The organism is Williamsia sp. Y721, from assembly GCF_059683565.1.
In genome coordinates this window covers 443280-462477 of record NZ_JCASNH010000004.1, presented here as the reverse complement: position 1 = coordinate 462477, position 19198 = coordinate 443280, and the positions used below count along the sequence as shown (strand labels likewise).

The window sequence follows — 19198 nt, the reverse complement described above, 5'->3', positions numbered from 1 at the left end:
TCAGCAGCCCTCGATCTCGATGATCGGCGACCGGTCTTCGCGGGCAAACCGCGACACCGCCAGATTGCACAACCCCTGCAGCCGACACAACCATCGGTCGGCTCCGTCCCACCGCGGCGCGAATGAACTACGACCGTGGATGGCCCGACTGTTGTCGATGATGAACAAATCGCCTGGGCGAAGGACGATTTCGTCATGGTGCGCCTGCCACACCGACTTCACGGCGGCCAGGGCGGCGGCGTGTTCGTCGTCGTCCGCGGACATCAGGTCTTCGTCGTAGGTGATCACCGGGTCATCCCACGAACCGCTGAGCACCGGGATGGGCCCACGGGTCTCGTCGGGAACTCCACCGTCGACAAATGATCCGTCCACCCGCGTGTGGAACACCGGATCACGAAGCAGGACGGCGGTCTCGGCGGGAAGCAGATTCTGCAACTTCCGGGCCGAGAGCAGGTAGGTCGCCGCCGTCGGGTCACCTCGCAGACATCCGAGGGCGATGAAATCGGGGCGGGTCCGCAGATTGTGACACTGCTCGGTATGGCTTTCGAGGTTCACCGCACTGCCTGTCGACATCTGCCGCCGCTGATGGCTGCGGATCGGCACCAGTGTCTGAACGAGTTCGCCGCGGCATTCCGGGCGGTAGCCGACCAGGTGCACGATGCTCGAGAGCAGCAACGCAGATTGCCCGGCGATGCTGGTGTGGCGAGTGGGTGCACCGACCGCGGCGGGCGGGGTTACACCGATCTCACCGACGTCGAGCCCTCGCAGCAGCAATCCGCCGTCACCCTCGACGAGGAAATCGAGCAGCAGTTCCCGAATCGGCGCGGGCAGCAGCGCAGCAGCAAGTCGGGCCTGCCTGCTGAAATCTTGCGGATCCGTCAACGAATCTGCTGACACGTTTTGAGCGAGCATGCTGATGACCTGCGCATACTCGCTGATGTCTGCCGTCTGAACTGTCGGCCAGAGCGACCCATGCGGCCCGGGAAGCGATTGTGCACTCATTTTGCTCACCCTCCGATCCATGCCGAGGCGGTATCAACAGGGTAATCCGCGCCACCGGATCTCACAGTGCGAGAAGTGCCGCGAAACGATGGCAACGCGATCACGATTCGGACCTCATCGCGGCCCGGCTCGCACCAACGGCGGCATGTGCGGTGAGTTTCCGGTCGCCGTGCAGTCGATATCTGTGTAGGCAGTCACGTCTGCTCGCCTGTCGAAACCGAAAGGACTTCCACATGCCCGCCATCGTCCCCTCGCTCTGGTTCAACCAGAACATCGAAGAAGCCATGAAGCTCTACACCGCGACTTTTCCCGACTCGACCGTCGACCAGATCTTGTACGTCGGCGAAGACGGGCCGGGACCGGAAGGAAGCATCCTTGCCGCCACATTCACCTTGTCCGGCAACACGTTCGAAGGTATCAATGCCGGCCCGGAATTCCATTTCAGCGAGGCGGTGTCGTTTGTGGTCCGCTGCGAGTCACAGGAGGAGATCGACTACTACTGGAATGCACTGACGGCCAACGGTGGCACCGAATCGGAATGTGGCTGGCTGAAGGATCCGTTCGGTCTCAGCTGGCAGATCGTGCCGACCCGATTGTATGAACTGTTGACCGATCCGGATCGGGCCCGTGCCCGGGGTGCCACCGAGGCGATGATGAAAACCCACGGCAAGCTGGTGATCGCCGATCTGGAGGCCGGCGCCGACTCAGCCGGCTGAATCGATCGAGCCGACTGAGTCGATCGAGCCGCCGGGTCCGGCCGGACCGCCTCGACCGGCCGGACTCCGTGTGGGTTTGGCGCACCCCGCGGACTCGTGACCTTCGAGCTTCTCCTCGCACTCCTGCGTGAGCAACCGGTTGGTTCCGACGCCCTGCTGCGCGAACACGTCACCGGGATTGAGGAGCAGACAGGCCTTCATCGACAAACAGCCGCAGCCGACGCAGCCGTCCATCAGGTCTCTCATCCGCTGCAGCAGCGCGATCCGTTCATCCAGATCCTCCATCCACTGCACCGATGCCTTGTGCCACATCGCCTTGGTAGGCGACTCGTGTTCGCCGAGGACCGCCAGGACCGACCCGATGGTCGCCAGTGGGATCCCGACGGCCTGCGAGGCTCTGATGAACGCGACCCGCCGCAACATCGCCCGGTGATAGCGCCGCTGATTGCCGGAGGTACGGCGGCTGAAGATCAGTCCGCGATCTTCGTAATACCGCACGGCCGACGGCGCCACGCCGGCCCGGATGGCCAACTCCCCTACCGTCAATTCCAACTTTTTGACTGCCATTTTCGCATCGTACCTTGACTTCAAGCGCGCTTGAACTTGAAGACTGGGGCCATGCAACCAACACACCTCGAGTTCGCCCTGATCATCGCCAGCGTGCGCCCCGGTCGCATCGGTCCCAGTGTGGCCGATTGGTTTGTCGACCAAGTCAATCCGTATGGGCTCGACATCGCGGTCATCGACCTCGCCGAGCCCTTTGGACCTGACACCACAGATCTGCTGGCGGCAGCCGACGGATTCATCGTTGTCACACCGGAATACAACCACTCCTACCCGGGGGAGCTGAAGATCCTCATCGATGCCCACCGGTCCGAGTGGAAACACAAGCCGGTGACGTTTGTGTCCTATGGCGGCATGTCGGGAGGACTACGCGCGGTGGAACATCTGCGCGCGGTGTTTGCCGAGCTGTATTCGGTCGGCACCCGAAACGGGGTGGTCCTCCACGCGCCCTGGGAGCACCTCACCGACGACCGACTCACACTCGACGAGACCGCGATCATCTCGGCCCGCAGCGCCATGGACGAATTGGTCTGGTGGGCCGAACTGCTCAAACCCGAACGCAAGCACCGAGATCGAGGCGCAGCCTGACCATGGACCTGCGTACGAAGAAAGTCGCGGCCGTACTGGCGCTGGGCACGCTGATGGTGATGCTCGACGTCACCGTCACCGTGGTCGCGATCCCGCGACTGGCCGAATCATTCGACACCAACCTCGCCACGGTCCAGTGGGTGACCACCGCCTACGCCCTCGCATTGGTCGCGGTGATGCCCACCGCGGCATGGGCAATACGCCGGTTCGGCGCCAAGCGGGTCTACCTCACCGCCCTCGTCCTGTTCGTCGGCGGCTCGGCACTGGCCGGTCTGGCCTGGAACATCGAGAGTCTCATCGCGTTTCGAGCCGTCCAAGGCCTCGGCGGCGGGTACCTGCAGCCTGTCGGGATGACCATCGCGTTGCAGATGGTCGACGAACGTCATCGCGGCAAACTGATGGGCTGGCTCGGACTTCCCCTGTTGATCGGGCCCGTTCTCGGGCCGGTTACCGGCGGACTGCTGGTCGATGGCATCGGATGGCGGGCGCTGTTCCTGATCAACGTCCCGATCGGGATCGCGGCCATCACGTTGGCCACCAAAATCTTTCCGCAACAGGCGGGCACCGATCGCGGTCGACTCGACTGGATCGCCCTGGCCACACTGGCTCCCGGCGGCGCATTGCTCGTCTTCGGATTGGCGCAGGCCGGCGACAGCGGTGAGCCGATGTCGGCCCGAGTTCTGATTCCGGCGGGCTGCGGCCTCACACTACTGGCCCTGTTCATCGCCCGCACCCTTCGGTCGCCGCACCCCCTGCTCGATCTACGACTGCTCAAACAACGGTCGCTGGCCGTCGGATCAGGCAGCCTGTTCCTGGTCGCGGGGGCCTATTTCGGGTCGATGATGCTCGGGCCCATCTACATCCAGGCAGTCCGGGGTGACAGCGCCACCACCGCCGGACTGATCGTGATCGGGCAGGCCGTGACCACCGGCCTGGTGGTCCAGATCGCCAGCCGTCTCACCGACCGTGTCGATCCTCGCCGGGTGGTCTGGTTCGGCATCAGTGCCACCGTGGTCGCGATGATCCTGATGACCACGACACTCGACGAGAACACCTCGTACCCAACGCTCGTAGGCATCGGAGTGGTCATGGGTATGGGCATCGGCGCCACGCTGATGCCGCTGATGGCGGCGTCACTGCGCGGAATACAGGGGCCGGCGATCTCTTCGGGTACAACCATTCTCACCACCGGCAACCAATTTGCGGCTGCTGTCGGCGCCGCGCTCAGTGCCACTGTCCTGACCACCCTGTTCAACAACCGCGCCGAGTTGCTCGGCGACACCGGCATGGCCGGGGCCCTTCGGCTCAGCGCCGACGAACAGTCCGTGGCGGCACCGGATCTCGCGAGCGCCGTGGCAGACACCTACCTGTTGACACTCGGTCTACTGATCGCCGCCCTGGTGATCGCCGCATTCCTGCCGAAGTCGTCGCCGCCACCAGAATCAACAACGCCGGCGCCCGCTGAGCGGACACCGGCGCGCAGTGTGGACGAAAAAGTAGTGCAGGAACAAGAACTTTCAGCTGAGCCCAGCTGAAAGTCGTGTCAGCTCTCGGCTGACGGCTTCACCACCAGGACCGGGCACCGCGCCCTGTGCAGGACCGCCTGGCTGGTGGAGCCGAGCAGCAGACCCCGGAATCCACCACGACCACGGCTGCCGACGACCAGAAGTTGGGCATCCTTGGCATGTTCGAGAAGCTGATGCGCCGGACCGTCGGGAACGATCACACGCTTGACCTCGACATCGGGATAGTCGGCACCGAAACCGGCTATCCGCTCGGCGACGACCTCGTGGGCGTCATCGGACAGTTGCTGAAGCTGATCGGGCTCGAGGCCGTAACCGTGAAGCGCATCGGCGGCCAGGTCGGTCCAGGTGTGGACCACGAGCAACCCGGTTTTCAGCAGTGACGCCTGTTCGAATGCAGCAGCAACCGCGCCCTCGCTCAACGCTGAACCGTCGAGGCCGACAACAACCGGTCCTGTTCCGCCCGGACCCGCGTAGACAAGCACCGGGCAGGAGGCATGTGCGGCGACGTCCACGCCCACCGAGCCGAGGAACATCCCCTTGACACCACCGAGTCCGCGGCTGCCGACCACGACCAGCGACGCGTGGTGCGATTCTTCGATCAGCAGCGTCCCGGCGCGCCCTTCGGCGACTTTGGATTTCACCTCGACCCCGGGAGTGATGTCCCGGACCCGTGCGGCGGCCTTGTCGACGTTGGCATGCGCTTCTTGCCGGATGATGTCGATGACATCCTGCGGAATGACCAGCGCCGGCGCGTACAGCGCCCCCTGGGTTTCGTACGCACCCAGTATCGACAAAGATTTGCCTTGCCGCTCAGCGGCTTTCGCCGCCCACTCCACAGCTTCCAGGGATGAGTCCGAACCGTCGACTCCAACAACAATCGTGGTGCTCATGTGTGAACCTCCTTGCTATTCGTCGTGTTCAATACAATCGCGCCGGGCCTGCGCAGTCAACGCGCAGGGCCCGGTCTACTGCACCACAATTCACCGCGCCGACGTAGGGCACTTGTGCCCAATGCAACCGGTTCCACCGAATTGCCCGTACACTAGGTCTTGTCGGATACATCCACCACCGGCAACCTTCGTCGAACTTCCTCGAATCCGATATCCCGGAACCTTGCGAATCGCCGATAGCCGGTTGACGTTTGATCACCAATTTTCCTGGCACCGTGGGAAACCTTGAAGAGGTTCTCGAGTGAGTCCTTTCCAGACCGCGGTCGTCGGCGACACCCGGCAGCTCTTGCGCAGATCCCGTGCAGTGCACGACAACACAAGAGCCGCACCACATCGAAGAAAGTAGCCACACATGCCCGAAACCGAACTGTTCTCGCACCGCGAGTCGATCCGTTCAGAACCCACCGCACAGAGCTCCAAGGACGCGCCGCGGATCCCGCAGCCGGTCTTCTCCGACCAGGTGGTCGATCCCGCGGTACAACGCGCACAACAACGCGCACCGCGCTGAGCGACCCAGCTCGCCGCAGGTAAATCTCCGGATACGACAATGGCCCGCCGATGATCGGCGGGCCATTGTTGTGTGTGATCGGTCACAGTCGCGTGCGTCGTTGACGGTTACCCCGGGTCGATCAGCGCTTACGGAGCAGGAAGCGTTGAACCTTGCCGCTGGGCGTCTTCGGTAGCGAGTCGATGAAGTGAACCTTGCGGGGGTAGGCGTGAGCCGCGAACTTCATCTTGACCAGCTGCTGGAGTTCGGTTTCGAGTTCTGGCGACGCGTCCGACGGATCCCGGAGCACCACATACGCTTCGAGCACCTCACCACGCAGCTCATCGGCCTTGCCCACCACCGCGGCCTCGACCACGGCCTCGTGCATGACCAGCACGCTTTCGACGTCGAAAGGGCCGATGCGGTAGCCGGCCATGATGATCACATCGTCATCGCGGGACGAGAAGGTGAAGAAGCCGTTCTCGTCCACCGATCCGGAGTCTCCGGTGACGTACCAGCGGCCGTCTTCGGTGTACCGGCCTGCGGTCTTCTCCGGCGCGTTCACGTATCCGGTGAACCAGAGCAGGTCGCTGGCGGTGGTGTCGATCGCAACCCTGCCGACAGTGCCAACCGGGGCCACCGAGTCGGACTCCTCTTCGAGCACCGCGCAGGACCAGCCCGGCAACGGCCGTCCCATCGAGCCCGCGGGCACGTCGGCGCGCAGATCGTCGTGCCAGGCGTTGACGATGAACATGCCGTGCTCGGTCTGGCCGTACTGGTCGCGCACAGACACCCCGAGGACATCCTTCGACCAGCCGACGACGTCGGGCGTCAGCGGTTCACCCGCGGACGACGCGCGGCGCAGATTGATCGACTCCGGAACCGGTCCGTCGTCAGCCCGCAGTGCGCGGTACACGGTCGGTGCCGCAGCGAAGTTGGTGACGCCGAACTGCTCGAGCACCTTCCACGTCAACGCGGGCGAGAATCCGGCGTGCAGCAGCAGGCTCCGCGAGCCGGTCGCCAGCGGGCCGAGCAGCGAATAGTAGAGGCCGTAGGCCCAGCCGGGATCGGCCGCATTCCAGAACACGTCGTCGGGGCGCACGTCGAGCCCGAACTCCTGGTACGCGTGGAACGATGCCAGCGCCCGAACCGGAACCGGGACACCCTTGGGTCTGCCCGTCGTTCCGCTGGTGAACAGCTCGACGAGCAACCCGTCGCCTCCGACCGCAACAGGTTGGCCGCCCGGTTCGTCGGCGTCGTGGGCCTCGATCAAATCAGCCAGTTGCAGTTCGTGATCCGCAGACTCACCGGCCGCGATGACCTGCCACGTCGCATCGGCCGGGATGTCCTCGCCGGGGGCCAGCTTGTGGAGCTGATCGAGGTCGGAGATCACGAATTTGGCGCCGCTGTTGGTCAGGCGGAACGCGATGGCCGGGGGCGCGAACGCCGTGAAGAGTGGAACGTACACGGCTCCGCGCCGCCAGACGCCCAACGCCGCGACCACCAGTTCGGCCGATTTGCTCATCAGGCTCGCGACACGGTCGCCCGGCTCGACGCCGAGCGCGGCAAGGGCAGCCGCGAACTTCGACGATTTCTCCCGTAGCTCCCCGTAGGTCAGATCGACGGAAACCAGTTCCCCGGTGTCGTCGGTCTCGATCACCGTGAACGCCACTGCATCGGCTGGGTGTCGATCACACAGCAGGTCAGCGGCACACGCATCGGGACGATCGTACTGAGCCAGCATCTCGCTGACCCGCTCGGTTGTGGCAAACATATTCGCTTGAATCCTCACTGATCAGGACACTTCTACTCGGGAGTAGGATCCACGTCACAGTAACCCACCCGCTACCCCCGAAAAGGGCTGACTGACCGATGACAGGCCGGCATCCACTGCTGCGACCGCGCGATACCGACGCTCTCCGGGACGAGATGCGGGCACTGGCGATGGCGTCACAGACCCCTGTCGTGTTCGGCGGCGAGGTTCATGCCGGCACCTTGCTGCTCACCGAATTCGTCGGCGTGCGCACCAACGGCCTGCGTGGACTGAATGTGAATCCCGCGGCCGGTCTCGGTGGCCGCGTGGTGCAGCGCCGGCAACCGGCGTCGGTGTCCGACTACCGCACCGCGTCCGCGATCACCCACGACTACGACGGGCCGGTCCTGGGCGAGGGCCTGCGGTCGGTCCTGGCGGTACCCGTCGTGGTCGACTCGAGCACCCGGGCAGTGATCTACGCGGCCCGCCGTGACGCGGCCCCGATCGGCAGTCGTACCTCCGAGTCGGTGATCGCGGCGTGCCGGCGGTTGGCAACGGAGATCGCGATACGCGATGAGGTGGACCGGCGAACCCGAATGCTTGCCTCCACGTCCGGGGACACCGCAGAGCGCCCCGACTCGGCGACGCTCGAGGAGTTGCGCAGCATTCACGCCGGGCTCCGGGACCTTGCCGGACGGATCGACCCGGCGCACGGTCGTCGGGCCCGTGAACTGTCCGACCGGCTCGCCCGCGTCGTCGGCGGCGAGCCTGCCGAACCGGCACCCGAGGTGGATCTGTCCCGGCGGGAAATCGACGTCCTCGCCGTGGTGGCGCTCGGTTGCTCCAATTCCGAAGTCGCCAAGACACTCTCGGTGAAGCCAGAGACCGTGAAGAGTTATCTGCGCAGCGCGATGCACAAGCTGGGCGTCCACAACCGGCACGAAGCCGTGGTCACGGCTCGGCGAATGAACCTGCTCCCCTAGCCCGATGATGTGGCCTTCTGGCGGTACCCACCTGGGCTTTTAGTCGCCAAAGGGGCACACCATCGGAAGGATCTAGCGACCAGCTCGAATCATGATGTCCCAGTGAGCATGTAGCGCGTTGGTGTCGAGGACATCGCAGCTGAGCAACACCGGATCGATGCGTCCTTGCGCGGCTTCGATGGCAGCAACGGTCATGGTGGCCGTGATCTCGGACTGGTTGCGGCCCTCGGTGTACAGCCATCGACCGGTGTTCCGGTTACGGACCAGCACCGACCACTCTTCGCTTCCGGGCATATGGATCTTCCTCAGCATGGGCCGGCCCAGAACCGGCATCAGCGCCGCAGCCCGCAACGCCAGCGTCGCCGTGACCGAACTCAGGGTCAGGTAGTTCGCCACGTGAGGTCCATCCGACCCGATCGCCAGATAGTCGGGAAAGTCTGCTCGCACATACCGCTTTCGGGTGTCGTGGGGGCCTTCGAGAATCCGGGACCGGACCATGTTCCGGATCGCCTCCCCCGAGACATAGTCGGTGAACGATGTACCGAGAAGATCGACCGTCCATTCGACAGCGGCCTTGCCATGGCGTTCACCCGCCCCGAGCATCAACCCGATGTCGACGCCGTCGGATGAATCGGCGGCAAGCGCGGTGGCCATGATGGTCGTCAGGCCGGGCGCCAACCCCACGCAGGTGAGCACCCCACCTGCGGCCGGGGCGGCCATGATCGCCTCGAGATACCTGGGGGTGGCGCTGATGTCGACGAATCTCGCTGCCCCGGCTTCTTTCGCGAGGGCGGGATCCTCGATGCCGGAGGCGTTGACGACCACATCCATGCCATCAACCGCCGCGCGATACGCTTCCCCACCGGACGCCGCAAGGTCGACGACCACGTCGCTTGCCTCTGCTCTGCGACCGACCCGGACCACGTGGTGGCCGTCGTCGTGCAATTTACGGACGACCCTCGTCCCGACCTCGCCATTGGCACCGAGCACCGCGATATTCATATGACATCTCCGCCCCGTTTGCGTTCGTGACAGTTCACAAACATTCTCCCACCCGATTTTCGGCTACAACATGTCTTCGGTCGTCATCTGTTCCGGGTTAATTCGGCGGGCGGCGTTGGCGCGTCGCGACTGCGAGTGCGGTTGCAGTCCTCCTACCCTGATGACATGCCCCGCCCCGACAATCACGATCCAGCCACCCTCGCCTTCGACAGCCGCGCGGTTCATGCAGGCAACAGCATCGACAAGGGATCCGGAGCGATCCGAACACCGATCGTGATGGCCAATTCGTATGCGCTACCCGATGATCCGTCGCAGGTCAGCTGGTCGGGCACGGAGATTCCGCTCTACACCCGCAACTCCGGGGCCAATCAGATTGCGTTGCAGCACAAATTGGCCTCACTCGAAGGTGCCGAGGACGCAGTCGTATTGGCTTCGGGGGTCGCAGCGCTGCATGCGGTGTTCTTCACCCATCTCGAATCCGGGGACCATGTGCTGATCGCCGACGTCACCTACGAGGCGACGTTTCGGTTGTTCACCGAACTCCTGCCGCGCAAATACGGTATCGAGGCAACGTTCGTCGATGCATCGGACCTCGATTCCATCCGGGCCGCACTGCGGCCCAACACCCGCCTGGTTCACATCGAAGCGATCGCCAACCCGACCACCAAGGTCACCGATATCGGTGCCGTCGCCGAGATCGCGCACGCGGCAGGCGCGCTGGTGGTGGTCGACTCGACCTTCACCCCGCCACCGCTGTACCGACCACTCGCCGACGGTGCAGATCTGGTGGTGCACTCTCTGACGAAGTACTACAACGGCCACGGCGACGCCATGGGCGGCGTGGTCCTCGGCGCCAAGGCACTGATCGACCCCATCAAGACCGACGCCATGGTTGATGTCGGCGGCGTGATCTCGCCGTTCAATGCCTGGCTCATCAGTCGGGGGTCCGTCACTCTGCCGCTGCGAATGGCGCGCCACCTCGAGTCGGCCGCGCAGGTCGCCGAGTTCCTCGAAAGCGATGCGCGCGTGGCCTATGTCGCCTACCCGGGCCTGCAGTCACATCCTCAGCACGCACTGGCGACGACCCAATTCGGTGGACGCGGCTACGGTGCGATGATGGCGTTTGCGGTCAGAGGTGATCCCGACACCCAGAACCGGTTCGTCTCGAATCTGCGGATGATCACCTCGGCCGTATCGCTCGGTCACGACGAGACACTGATCGTCCACGTCGGCACGAATGGGCCACGGGTGCAGCACTATCCGGAAGAGTTCCGTACCTGGGGACATCTCCGGTTCTCCATCGGACTCGAAGACCCCTCCGACATCATCGCCGATCTCGCAGCGGCGCTGGACGCCACGTTCAGCTGATCGACTCGCGGGGCCGCAGCAGCAAACTGATAAACGCACCTACCGCCAGAATTATGATCACGATGGAGAACACCACACTCGCGGTCCTCAGGCCCCAGGCCTGTTCGGCAAAACCGGTGGCGATGATCGGCACCGAAATCGCCACATAGGCGACCACAAAGTATGCCGACGTCGCGTCCGCCTTACGGTCGGGTTCGATGCGTGCAGCAATCGCCGCGATGCCCTTGGCGAACAAAACACCCTGGCTCGCACCCGAGATCACTGCCGCGACGATCAACGCGATCAGCGATTCCATGAGCAGGCTGACGATCAGCACACCCATGCTCACCGTCAAAGCCACATATCCGTACAGCAAGGACGGCCGAATGGGCGCTTTGGACAACACGATCTGGGTGATCGCCGACGAAGCGAACAGCACGAACACCACCACACCGGAAACTATCGGCGACTTCTCGTTCAGAACATCAGCAAGGAAGTCCGGCGCCACCGCACTGAAGAGACCAAAGACCGCAAATCCGGCAATCGCACCCACGGCAGCCTGTGTGAAAACGCCACGCACAGAAGGTGGAACACTGACCCGCTGCAATTTCGGGCGAGCGCCCTTGCGTACGTCTACCGTTTCCGGAACCGTCAGCAGACCCAAGCCCGCAATCGCCACCAGCACCGCTTGAACCACAAACACCGTGTGGGTCGGGTCGGAGGCCAGATCGGCGACAACACCGGCCAGCAGAGTTCCGAGGCCGAGGCCACCGATGTTGGCACCCGTGGCGACCGACTGCGCCATCCCCCGGCGACTCTTCGGCGCCGCTTCGATCACCGCCACCGTGGCCGTGCTGGTGAAGATTCCAGCCGAGAACCCCGAGATCACCCGGCCTATGAAGAGCATCTCCAAGCTGCCGCCGATGATGAAGAACACGGCGCTCAGCAACGACAGCGCGACGCCGGCGTAGAGCATCGGCCGGCGCCCGATGGTGTCGGAGAACCTACCGACGCCGAGCAGCGCAGCGAGCACGCCAAGTGCGTAGACGGCGAAGATCACCGTGGTCATCAAGGTGCCGAACCCGAACTCCTTGGCGAACTCGGGGTACAGCGGCGTCGGCAGTGTGGTCCCCATCATCACCACCGTGAACGCATAGACCACCGCCGCGAACGCGATCATCTGCGTTCGGTTCCGCGCTGGGGCGGTTGCTTCCTCCGGTGATTCGGAGGGGTCCACGGAAGTCACATCCTCGATCCGGTCCCGGTAGAGAAACGGTGGCTAAGGTCGATCAGCATCCAATGAGTCACGATAGCTCTAACGAGAACCCGCATTCGTGCGTTCGGCAATGATGCTCGGCGGCGCACGATTTGCCTGATCAGATGGCGCTACGCGGCCGCAGGAGCAAGCCGATCAACGTCCCGACCGCGATCACCGCGATCACACCGGAGAAGACCACGCTGGCGGTGGTCAGACCCCACGCCTGGGAAGCAATGCCCACCGCGATGATCGGAACCGAGATCGCCAGGTAGGCAACGACGAAGTAGGCAGATGTCGCTTCGGCCTTACGGTCGGGCTCCACCTTGGCGGCGATAGCCGCAATGCCCTTGGCGAACAACACACCCTGACTGGCACCTGAGATGGCCGAGGCGACTAGCAACCCCGGCAGCGACTCGGTAACCAGGCTCACGATCAGAATCACCATGCTGACCGCCAACGCGAGGTAGCCGCACAGCAGTGCCGGGCGCACGGACGCCTTCATGAAGACGATCTGGGCCACGGCCGAGGATCCGAAGGTCACGAACACAACGAGTCCGGCGATCGCCGGCGATGATTCGTCGAGGACGTGGGCCAGGAAGTTGGGTCCGACGGCGCTGAAAAGCCCCGACACTGCAAAGCCGGCCATGGCCCCGACTGCAGCCAGGGCAAAAACACCACGGACCGACGCTGGGACGCTGACACGTTGCAGCCTTGGCCGCGCGCCGGCGAGCACCTTCACCGTTTCCGGAACGGTGAGAAGTCCGAGTCCGGCGATCACCAGGAGCACCGCATGGACCACGAACACCGTGCGTGTCGGATCAGGTGCGAACTCTGCGACAAGACCCGCCAGCAGCGTTCCGAGTCCGAGACCACCGATGTTGGCCGCGGTGGCGACCGCCGTTGCCATTGTCCGGCGACCTTTGGGCGCTGATTCTATGACCGCAGCTGTGGCGGTACTGGTGAAGATGCCCGCCGAGAATCCCGAGATGACCCTGCCGACAAAGAGGATCGCCAGACTGCCACCGATGATGAACAAGACCGCGCTGAGCAACGACAATGCGAGTCCGGCATAGAGCATCGGACGACGACCGATGGTGTCCGAGAACCGGCCGACGCCAACCAGTGCCGCCATCACACCCAGCGCGTACGTCGCGAAGATGACCGTGGTCATCGCATTGCCGAACCCCAGTTCCCGCGAGTATTCGGGGTACAGCGGGGTGGGCAGGGTGGTCCCCATCATCACAACCGTGAAGGCGAACACCACCGCGGGAAATGCGATCACCTGTAGCGGACGGCGCCGCTCCTCGTCGACCTCTATGGCATCGGCGCGCAATTGAGCGCGGTTCACGGCAGTCACAAATCCTCGATCCGGGTTCACCTCGACGCAGCGGCCGCTGCGTCAATCAGTCAACACCGCGGCACCGTCACAACTTCCGTGTGCCCGCGAGGTCCGTTCGACTCCCGGTGTGCTGCCTGCTTTCTCACCTGGACCCGACCCGGAAGTGGTGGGTTCGGGTGAGGCCGACCAGCGGGTTTGCTCGCCAGAACCCACCAACTTCGGGCTCGGCGTCAGTGTGCGGCACCGATTTCGATGATCAGTACTCCCCCGGCGATCAGGGCGATGCCGGCACCCATCAGCCACGTGAGTGGGTCGTTGAACAGGATCCAGGCCACCACCGCGGTCAGTGCCACCCCGACCGCTGCCCAGATCCCGTACGCGATTCCCACGGGCATGCCCTCGGCAAGTGCCAACGCCAGCGCACCGAATGCGGTGAGGTATCCGAGCACGGTCGGGATGAGCCAGAGCATCTTCCGAAAGCCGTCCGACGCGCGCAGCGACATCGTCCCGATCAGTTCGGCTCCGATGGCGATGGCCAGATAAACCCATTGCATCCGAGCTACTCCGAACCGGATCGGGGCGACTGCTCGGCAGGATGGGAACCGAGTTCCACCAGCAGAACACCCGCGATCACAATCACGATGCCCAGGCCGATCACCCAGGTGAACGGCTCGTCGAACAGCACGGCGGCCAAGACCGCAGTCAACGCCACACCGCAGGCAGCCCAAACGCCGTATGCCACGCCAATGGGCATGCCCTCACGCAGAACCTGTGCCAGGCACGCGAATGCCACTACGTATCCGGCCACGACCAGCGTCACCCAGGCCGCGTGATCCACTGCCGCCCGCAGCGCCAGCGTCGCACTGACCTCGGCAACGATGGCACCGGCCAACAGCGCCCACTGCTTCATCGGCGATCTGGTCACCTTCGGCAGTCATTTCTCACCGGGAGCCCGGCGATCCGATCCTTGAGATATTCCTCGACATCGCCGGTGTTGACGTCGACATGACCGGCAGTGGGTTGAAAGTTGACGGTGATCGGTCCACCGAGCTCGCAGGCCCGGCCGATTGCATCGCCGGTCCACCTCGGATCATTGAATCGATCCCTGCCGCCGTAGAGAACGTAGAGCGGGGCGCTCAGACCTGCTCTGGGCAAAGCCATCTCCTGCAGCAGAGAACGCAATGTGTCGGTGGCCGCCGGAGTTGTCGGCCGGAAGTCCTGGGCCGAGACGCGACTGAGCGCCTGGCCACGTCCCGGCGACCGCCCGCAGTCGCTCAGCGCATTCCATTGCGCCGCCAGTGCCGGGCTGCGCAGCTCGTTCAGGTTCAGGGCGGGATGACGGCGCGCCAGCGACTCCTCCAACCACTGGAGGATTCCCTGCTGCTCGACGGTCAGGGCGCCGGCGACCGCAAGGTCGACCAGCGGAGCCTTGGTTGTCGACGGCACGTGGGCAACCGCGCCGACCAGGTCGAGCTCCGGTGCGTATTGCCCGGCGATCTCGTCGGCAGCCCATGTCACGCCACCCCCCTGCGAAACCCCGTACGCCACCCAGGTTTCCGATACGTCGGGATAGACATCGCCGATGGCACGCACCGAATCGATCATCGTTCGCGCTGCCGCGTACGAGTCGAGATAGGGATGCGGGCCACTGTTGGTGCCCAGCCCCGAGAAGTCTGGAAAGGTCACCGCGAATCCGGCATCCAGGTAGCGCCTCACCAGTCCGGAAAGACCGTACAGATTGTCGGTCAGTGACGGTGCGCAGTTGGCGTTGATCCCCGTTGAACCGTGTCCGACCGCCAGGACAGGCCACCCGCCGGCCGGAGCGACGCCCTCCGGTTTGAACACCGTCCCCGAGACGATCACGGCCTGATCGTCGACATCGGTTGAGCGGTAGAGGATCTTGCTGCCCGAGATCTGCCAACCTGCGTTGGCCGACGAGGTCCAGTCCTCGGTCTGGACCACCTCACCGGGCATGGGAAGCTTCACCTTGGAATGGGTCTGTGGCACCGGTTGTGCCTGGTCGGCCATCGATGCCGAAACCGCATCGCCACAGCCGGCCAGAACAAATACGGCGCAGATGGCAGCCACACCTCGCCTCGGAAATCCCACTGCCGCAATTTACCAGCGATCGCCACCGGTGACAGCCAGGTTGGCTCCGACCGGCGAATGTTCACCGATACACCTGCCGCAGACCGATTCTGGCCCTGCACACCGCCGGATCCACCCGTACCCGAGTCGCCGTGTGGGCTTTACTACTGACATGACCGGTCGAGGAAAAGCGATACCCGCGGATAGCAGAACCCGTCCGGCGTATGGCGTAATGGTCGCGCTGACGTCGGCGATCTGCTTCGGGACGTCGGGTCCACTGGCCAAGTCGCTCATCGACAGTGGTTGGTCGTCGGCCGCAGTCACGGTCGTACGCCTCGGACTCGGCTCGTTGCTACTGGCCATTGCACTGATTGTGTTGCGCCGCCGACTGTTCGCGAATCTGCGCCGTGCCCCGGTGCTCGTGGTCGCCTACGGGATTCTTGGTGTGGCCGTCGTGCAGCTGAGCTTCTTCAATGCCGTCCGGTATCTCGACGTCCCGATCGCCCTGCTCTGTGAATACTCGGGCATCATCCTGGTCGTCGTCTACGACTGGCTCATCCGCAGGCGGCGCCAGAGCCTGCTCACCGGGCTCGGCTGCGTGGTCGCGCTCGGCGGCCTGTTCCTGGTCATCCTCGGCGGCGAAGGCATCGGAGACGTCGACCCCGTCGGTCTGCTGTGGGCGATCGGTGCGGCGGTTGGACTCGCCGCCTACTTCATCCTGGCGACCGACGACTTCACGAAGTCCGGCAACAGCGTCGACCCGCTGGCCTTGGCGGCAGGCGGTCTGATGGTGGGAACCGTGGTGATCGCGATCTCCGGCGCGATCGGTGTGCTTCCGATGTCCGCGGCCACCAACTCCCCGATCCTGGCCCACACAGAGATTCCCTGGTGGCTGGTGGCGCTGGCGGTGGCAGGCATCTCGACAAGTCTGGCGTACGTCACGGGTGTGCAGGCGGTTCGCCTGCTCGGCGCCACCCCGGCGTCGTTCATCGCCTTGGTCGAGGTCGTCGCCTCGGCCCTGTTCTCGTGGTGGCTGCTCGGCCAGACCATGGCGTTCGCCCAGCTCATCGGGGCGGGCGTATTGTTGACCGGGCTGGTGGCTGTCAACGCCGGCGGTCGTCGAGGAATACCAAGCGGCCCTAAAGACCTTGAACCAGGAAGTGCCCTGCAGACACCGGGGTGAAACACCGACGCCGCAATCTACGCGCGAAGGAGCACACCGTGGCAGACATACTGTTCGTCCTGACCGGAGCCAAATATTGGACACTCGCCGACGGGACCAAGCATCCAACCGGCTTCTGGGCCGAAGAGTTCGTTGCGCCCTATGAGGAGTTCACCAACGCCGGCCACCATGTGGTTGTCGCCACGCCCGGCGGTGTGGTTCCGGTCGTCGACGAAGCCAGCCTGAGCCCTGATATGAACGGTGGCCAAGATGGCGCCGACGCCGTCACAGCCAAGGTGCGATCGAATCCCGCGCTGCAACAACCAATCCCACTCGAAACAGTGAAGCTGGACGACTACGCGGCCGTGTTCTACCCAGGTGGACACGGACCGATGGAAGACCTCGCGGTAGACAAGGTGTCAGGCCAACTCCTCACAGAGGCAATCGATTCAGGCCGTCCACTCGGTGTTGTCTGCCACGCTCCGGCCGCATTCCTGGCCGCACGTCGGCCGGACGGCACCGCCACCTTCGCCGGCTACCGGGCCACCGGATTCTCCAACACCGAAGAAGAGCAGGTCGGTCTGGCGTCCAAGGCCAAATGGCTACTGCAGGACCGCCTCATCGAACTGGGTATCGATTACCAGGAGGGGCCACCCTGGGCGCCGAAGGTGGTCGTCGACCGAAATCTCTACACCGGCCAGAACCCGGCCTCCTCCGGACCGCTGGCGAAGGAGATCCTCTCCGCCCTCCCCTGACTGCGCAAACGAGCCACCCATACGAAGACGAGCCACTAGCATGTGGCTCGTCTTCGCATTTCCCGGCTGGTTTGCGAGGTCGGCGAGAGGACGACACCGATGTCGATGCTGATTCCGGACAACCAACGACGCAGAACCGACGAACTCGACGAACGCCTGGACCTTTCCGTCGGTGACAGCCGCGCCAAGCAATCAGCGTTCTGGGCGATGCTCGTGCTGTCGGGCGTGATCGCGACCGCAGGTGTCGCCTCGGACTCGACCGCGACCGTCATCGGCGCGATGATCGTCGCTCCGCTGTCCACCCCGATCCTGGGTGTCGGGCTGGGAATCGTCACCGGCAGAGGCGGTCTGGTGACCCGCAGTCTGCTCTACATACTCGCCGGAATATGCCTGGTGGTCGCAATAGGCTTCTTCGTCGCCCAACTACTGCCCAATCCGACAAACGTACTGAGCAACTCCCAGGTCCTCGGCCGCACGTCACCGACATTGATGGACCTGCTCGCCGCCCTCGCCACCGGATTGGTCGGCGCAATCGCGATCACCCGTCGCGACGTGGGCGATGTGCTGCCGGGTGTCGCAATCGCCATCTCGCTGGTACCCCCGCTCGCGGTCACCGGTGTCTGTCTGGGCTCACACGCGCCCGCACTTGCCGGCGGAGCATTCATCCTCTTCGCCTCCAACGTCATCGCGATGATCATCACGGCCTCTGTCGTCTTCGTCGTTGCCGGATACAACACGGTCGTCGACGAACGTCGGCGCAGGCACAGACGCGTCTACGTCCTCCTGACGGCGGCGTTGATCGTCGTGGCGGTGCCCATGGTCGTCAACTCGCTCTCCGCGTTGTGGGCCCGCCAGATCTTCACCGCCACCGAAGACTGGCTCGAAGGGAACCCCGGGGCGCAGGTGTCGAGCGTGACCTGGCACGGAAAGACCGCCACCATCACGGTATTGGCGCCACCACCGCTGCCGCCGGTATCCGAATTGCAGCAGTCGGTGTCTGATCTGGTGCCCTGGAATCCCACCGTGAAGGTGGTCCACGATGTCGGCTCCACGGTCAGCGCCGGCGGGTGATCTCCCGCCCAGTGGGAACCTGGTAGCAGAACTCGACAGAATCTGGTGATCTCTCCCGGTGACGACAACGAACAGCGGTCCCGCTGACCTGCGAATGAAGATCCTTCACACTGTCTCCCAGTATGTTTCACTCCTGGGAACCGGAACATCGGACGCGATCGCAGGTCTGTACGCACCGGACGCAACGCTCGAAGACCCGGTGGGTTCCGAGCCTCGCCGCGGCGTCGACAACATCCGGGCGTTCTACTCGAGGATGGACAGCACGAGCAGTACGGCAGAGCTGATCACCGTGCGGGTCGCAGGCAATTCGGCGGCGTTTCACTTTCGCGTCGCCACCACAACGGCAGATGCGGTGATCACCATCGAACCGATCGACGTCATGACATTCGACGACGAGGGACTCATCACCAGCATGCGTGCCTTCTGGTCACCGAACGACGTCCACACGGTTCCACTGTGACCACCGCCGGATCCGGCCCGATCGCTCTTCGCTGACCAGGCTCACTTCAGTACCCAACCAAGCACTTGCTAGGTTGGTCTGAGCAGAAGTCTGGCGGCCATGTCAGCAAGTGACCACCGGCACGCCCACGATGCTCTACGCGCTTAA

19 protein-coding genes and 1 pseudogene are annotated in these 19198 nt (G+C 64.1%); 10 read left to right on the top strand and 10 right to left on the bottom strand.

The window, feature by feature from the left end; genetic code table 11:
* A complete protein-coding gene (locus AC56PL_RS21665) occupies window positions 1–1002 on the bottom strand; it encodes a TauD/TfdA family dioxygenase (protein WP_497155122.1) in 1002 nt (333 codons plus the stop codon).
* Between the two features lie 233 nt (window positions 1003–1235).
* On the opposite strand from AC56PL_RS21665, the gene AC56PL_RS21660 reads away from it, so the two are divergent.
* The gene (locus tag AC56PL_RS21660) at window positions 1236–1718 is read left to right on the top strand and encodes a VOC family protein (RefSeq protein ID WP_495518039.1); all 483 of its coding nucleotides are present in this window, start codon (window positions 1236–1238) and stop codon (window positions 1716–1718) included.
* Window positions 1719–1841: 123 nt separating this feature from the next.
* On the opposite strand, the pseudogene soxR reads toward AC56PL_RS21660, so the two are convergent.
* A pseudogene (gene soxR / locus AC56PL_RS21655) lies at window positions 1842–2285 on the bottom strand (redox-sensitive transcriptional activator SoxR); the annotation flags it as partial.
* A gap of 51 nt (window positions 2286–2336) precedes the next feature.
* On the opposite strand from soxR, the gene AC56PL_RS21650 reads away from it, so the two are divergent.
* Window positions 2337–2870: an NADPH-dependent FMN reductase gene (locus AC56PL_RS21650; RefSeq protein ID WP_497155121.1), complete on the top strand. Its 534-nt coding sequence runs from the start codon at window positions 2337–2339 to the stop codon at window positions 2868–2870.
* Between the two features lie 2 nt (window positions 2871–2872).
* Entirely contained in the window at window positions 2873–4405 is a 1533-nt protein-coding gene (locus AC56PL_RS21645; protein ID WP_497155120.1) for a DHA2 family efflux MFS transporter permease subunit, read from the top strand.
* Window positions 4406–4413: 8 nt separating this feature from the next.
* Here the strand turns inward: AC56PL_RS21645 and AC56PL_RS21640 are convergent, their stop codons facing one another.
* Entirely contained in the window at window positions 4414–5286 is an 873-nt protein-coding gene (locus tag AC56PL_RS21640; RefSeq protein ID WP_495518041.1) for a universal stress protein, read from the bottom strand.
* Between the two features lie 412 nt (window positions 5287–5698).
* On the opposite strand from AC56PL_RS21640, the gene AC56PL_RS21635 reads away from it, so the two are divergent.
* Window positions 5699–5854 carry a hypothetical protein gene (locus AC56PL_RS21635; protein WP_495518042.1) on the top strand — a complete coding sequence of 52 codons (156 nt, stop codon included), beginning with the start codon at window positions 5699–5701 and terminating at the stop codon, window positions 5852–5854.
* Window positions 5855–5975: 121 nt separating this feature from the next.
* Here AC56PL_RS21635 and AC56PL_RS21630 read toward each other — a convergent pair whose 3' ends face one another.
* Window positions 5976–7607: an AMP-binding protein gene (locus AC56PL_RS21630; RefSeq protein WP_497155119.1), complete on the bottom strand. Its 1632-nt coding sequence runs from the start codon at window positions 7605–7607 to the stop codon at window positions 5976–5978.
* 98 nt (window positions 7608–7705) lie between these two features.
* Between AC56PL_RS21630 and AC56PL_RS21625 the strand changes: the two genes are divergently transcribed.
* On the top strand, window positions 7706–8569 hold the full coding sequence (locus AC56PL_RS21625; protein WP_495518044.1) for a LuxR C-terminal-related transcriptional regulator: 864 nt from the start codon (window positions 7706–7708) through the stop codon (window positions 8567–8569).
* A gap of 72 nt (window positions 8570–8641) precedes the next feature.
* Here the strand turns inward: AC56PL_RS21625 and AC56PL_RS21620 are convergent, their stop codons facing one another.
* The gene (locus tag AC56PL_RS21620) at window positions 8642–9571 is read right to left on the bottom strand and encodes an NAD-dependent epimerase/dehydratase family protein (protein ID WP_495518045.1); all 930 of its coding nucleotides are present in this window, start codon (window positions 9569–9571) and stop codon (window positions 8642–8644) included.
* A gap of 165 nt (window positions 9572–9736) precedes the next feature.
* On the opposite strand from AC56PL_RS21620, the gene AC56PL_RS21615 reads away from it, so the two are divergent.
* On the top strand, window positions 9737–10939 hold the full coding sequence (locus tag AC56PL_RS21615; protein WP_497155118.1) for a trans-sulfuration enzyme family protein: 1203 nt from the start codon (window positions 9737–9739) through the stop codon (window positions 10937–10939).
* Here the strand turns inward: AC56PL_RS21615 and AC56PL_RS21610 are convergent.
* From AC56PL_RS21610 to AC56PL_RS21590, 5 genes are all read right to left on the bottom strand, one after another.
* Entirely contained in the window at window positions 10932–12155 is a 1224-nt protein-coding gene (locus AC56PL_RS21610; RefSeq protein WP_497155117.1) for an MFS transporter, read from the bottom strand. The genes AC56PL_RS21615 and AC56PL_RS21610 overlap by 8 nt on opposite strands.
* A gap of 139 nt (window positions 12156–12294) precedes the next feature.
* Window positions 12295–13524, bottom strand: coding sequence for an MFS transporter (locus AC56PL_RS21605; RefSeq protein ID WP_495518048.1), 1230 nt, complete (start codon window positions 13522–13524; stop codon window positions 12295–12297).
* Between the two features lie 221 nt (window positions 13525–13745).
* Window positions 13746–14069: an SMR family transporter gene (locus tag AC56PL_RS21600; RefSeq protein WP_495518049.1), complete on the bottom strand. Its 324-nt coding sequence runs from the start codon at window positions 14067–14069 to the stop codon at window positions 13746–13748.
* 5 nt (window positions 14070–14074) lie between these two features.
* Entirely contained in the window at window positions 14075–14425 is a 351-nt protein-coding gene (locus tag AC56PL_RS21595) for an SMR family transporter (protein ID WP_495518050.1), read from the bottom strand.
* 11 nt (window positions 14426–14436) lie between these two features.
* Window positions 14437–15624 (bottom strand): alpha/beta fold hydrolase, encoded by a 1188-nt coding sequence (locus tag AC56PL_RS21590; protein ID WP_497155116.1) that lies wholly within the window; start codon window positions 15622–15624, stop codon window positions 14437–14439.
* Window positions 15625–15775: 151 nt separating this feature from the next.
* On the opposite strand from AC56PL_RS21590, the gene AC56PL_RS21585 reads away from it, so the two are divergent.
* From AC56PL_RS21585 to AC56PL_RS21570, 4 genes are all read left to right on the top strand, one after another.
* Window positions 15776–16786, top strand: a complete 1011-nt coding sequence (locus AC56PL_RS21585) for an EamA family transporter (protein WP_497155115.1) — start codon at window positions 15776–15778, stop codon at window positions 16784–16786.
* Window positions 16787–16824: 38 nt separating this feature from the next.
* Window positions 16825–17520: a type 1 glutamine amidotransferase domain-containing protein gene (locus AC56PL_RS21580; RefSeq protein ID WP_497155114.1), complete on the top strand. Its 696-nt coding sequence runs from the start codon at window positions 16825–16827 to the stop codon at window positions 17518–17520.
* Window positions 17521–17619: 99 nt separating this feature from the next.
* A complete protein-coding gene (locus tag AC56PL_RS21575) occupies window positions 17620–18591 on the top strand; it encodes a TIGR00341 family protein (RefSeq protein WP_495518054.1) in 972 nt (323 codons plus the stop codon).
* A 94-nt stretch (window positions 18592–18685) separates the two neighbouring features.
* Complete coding sequence (locus tag AC56PL_RS21570; RefSeq protein WP_495518417.1) at window positions 18686–19051, top strand: nuclear transport factor 2 family protein; 366 nt, start codon at window positions 18686–18688, stop codon at window positions 19049–19051.
* Window positions 19052–19198: the final 147 nt, after the last annotated feature.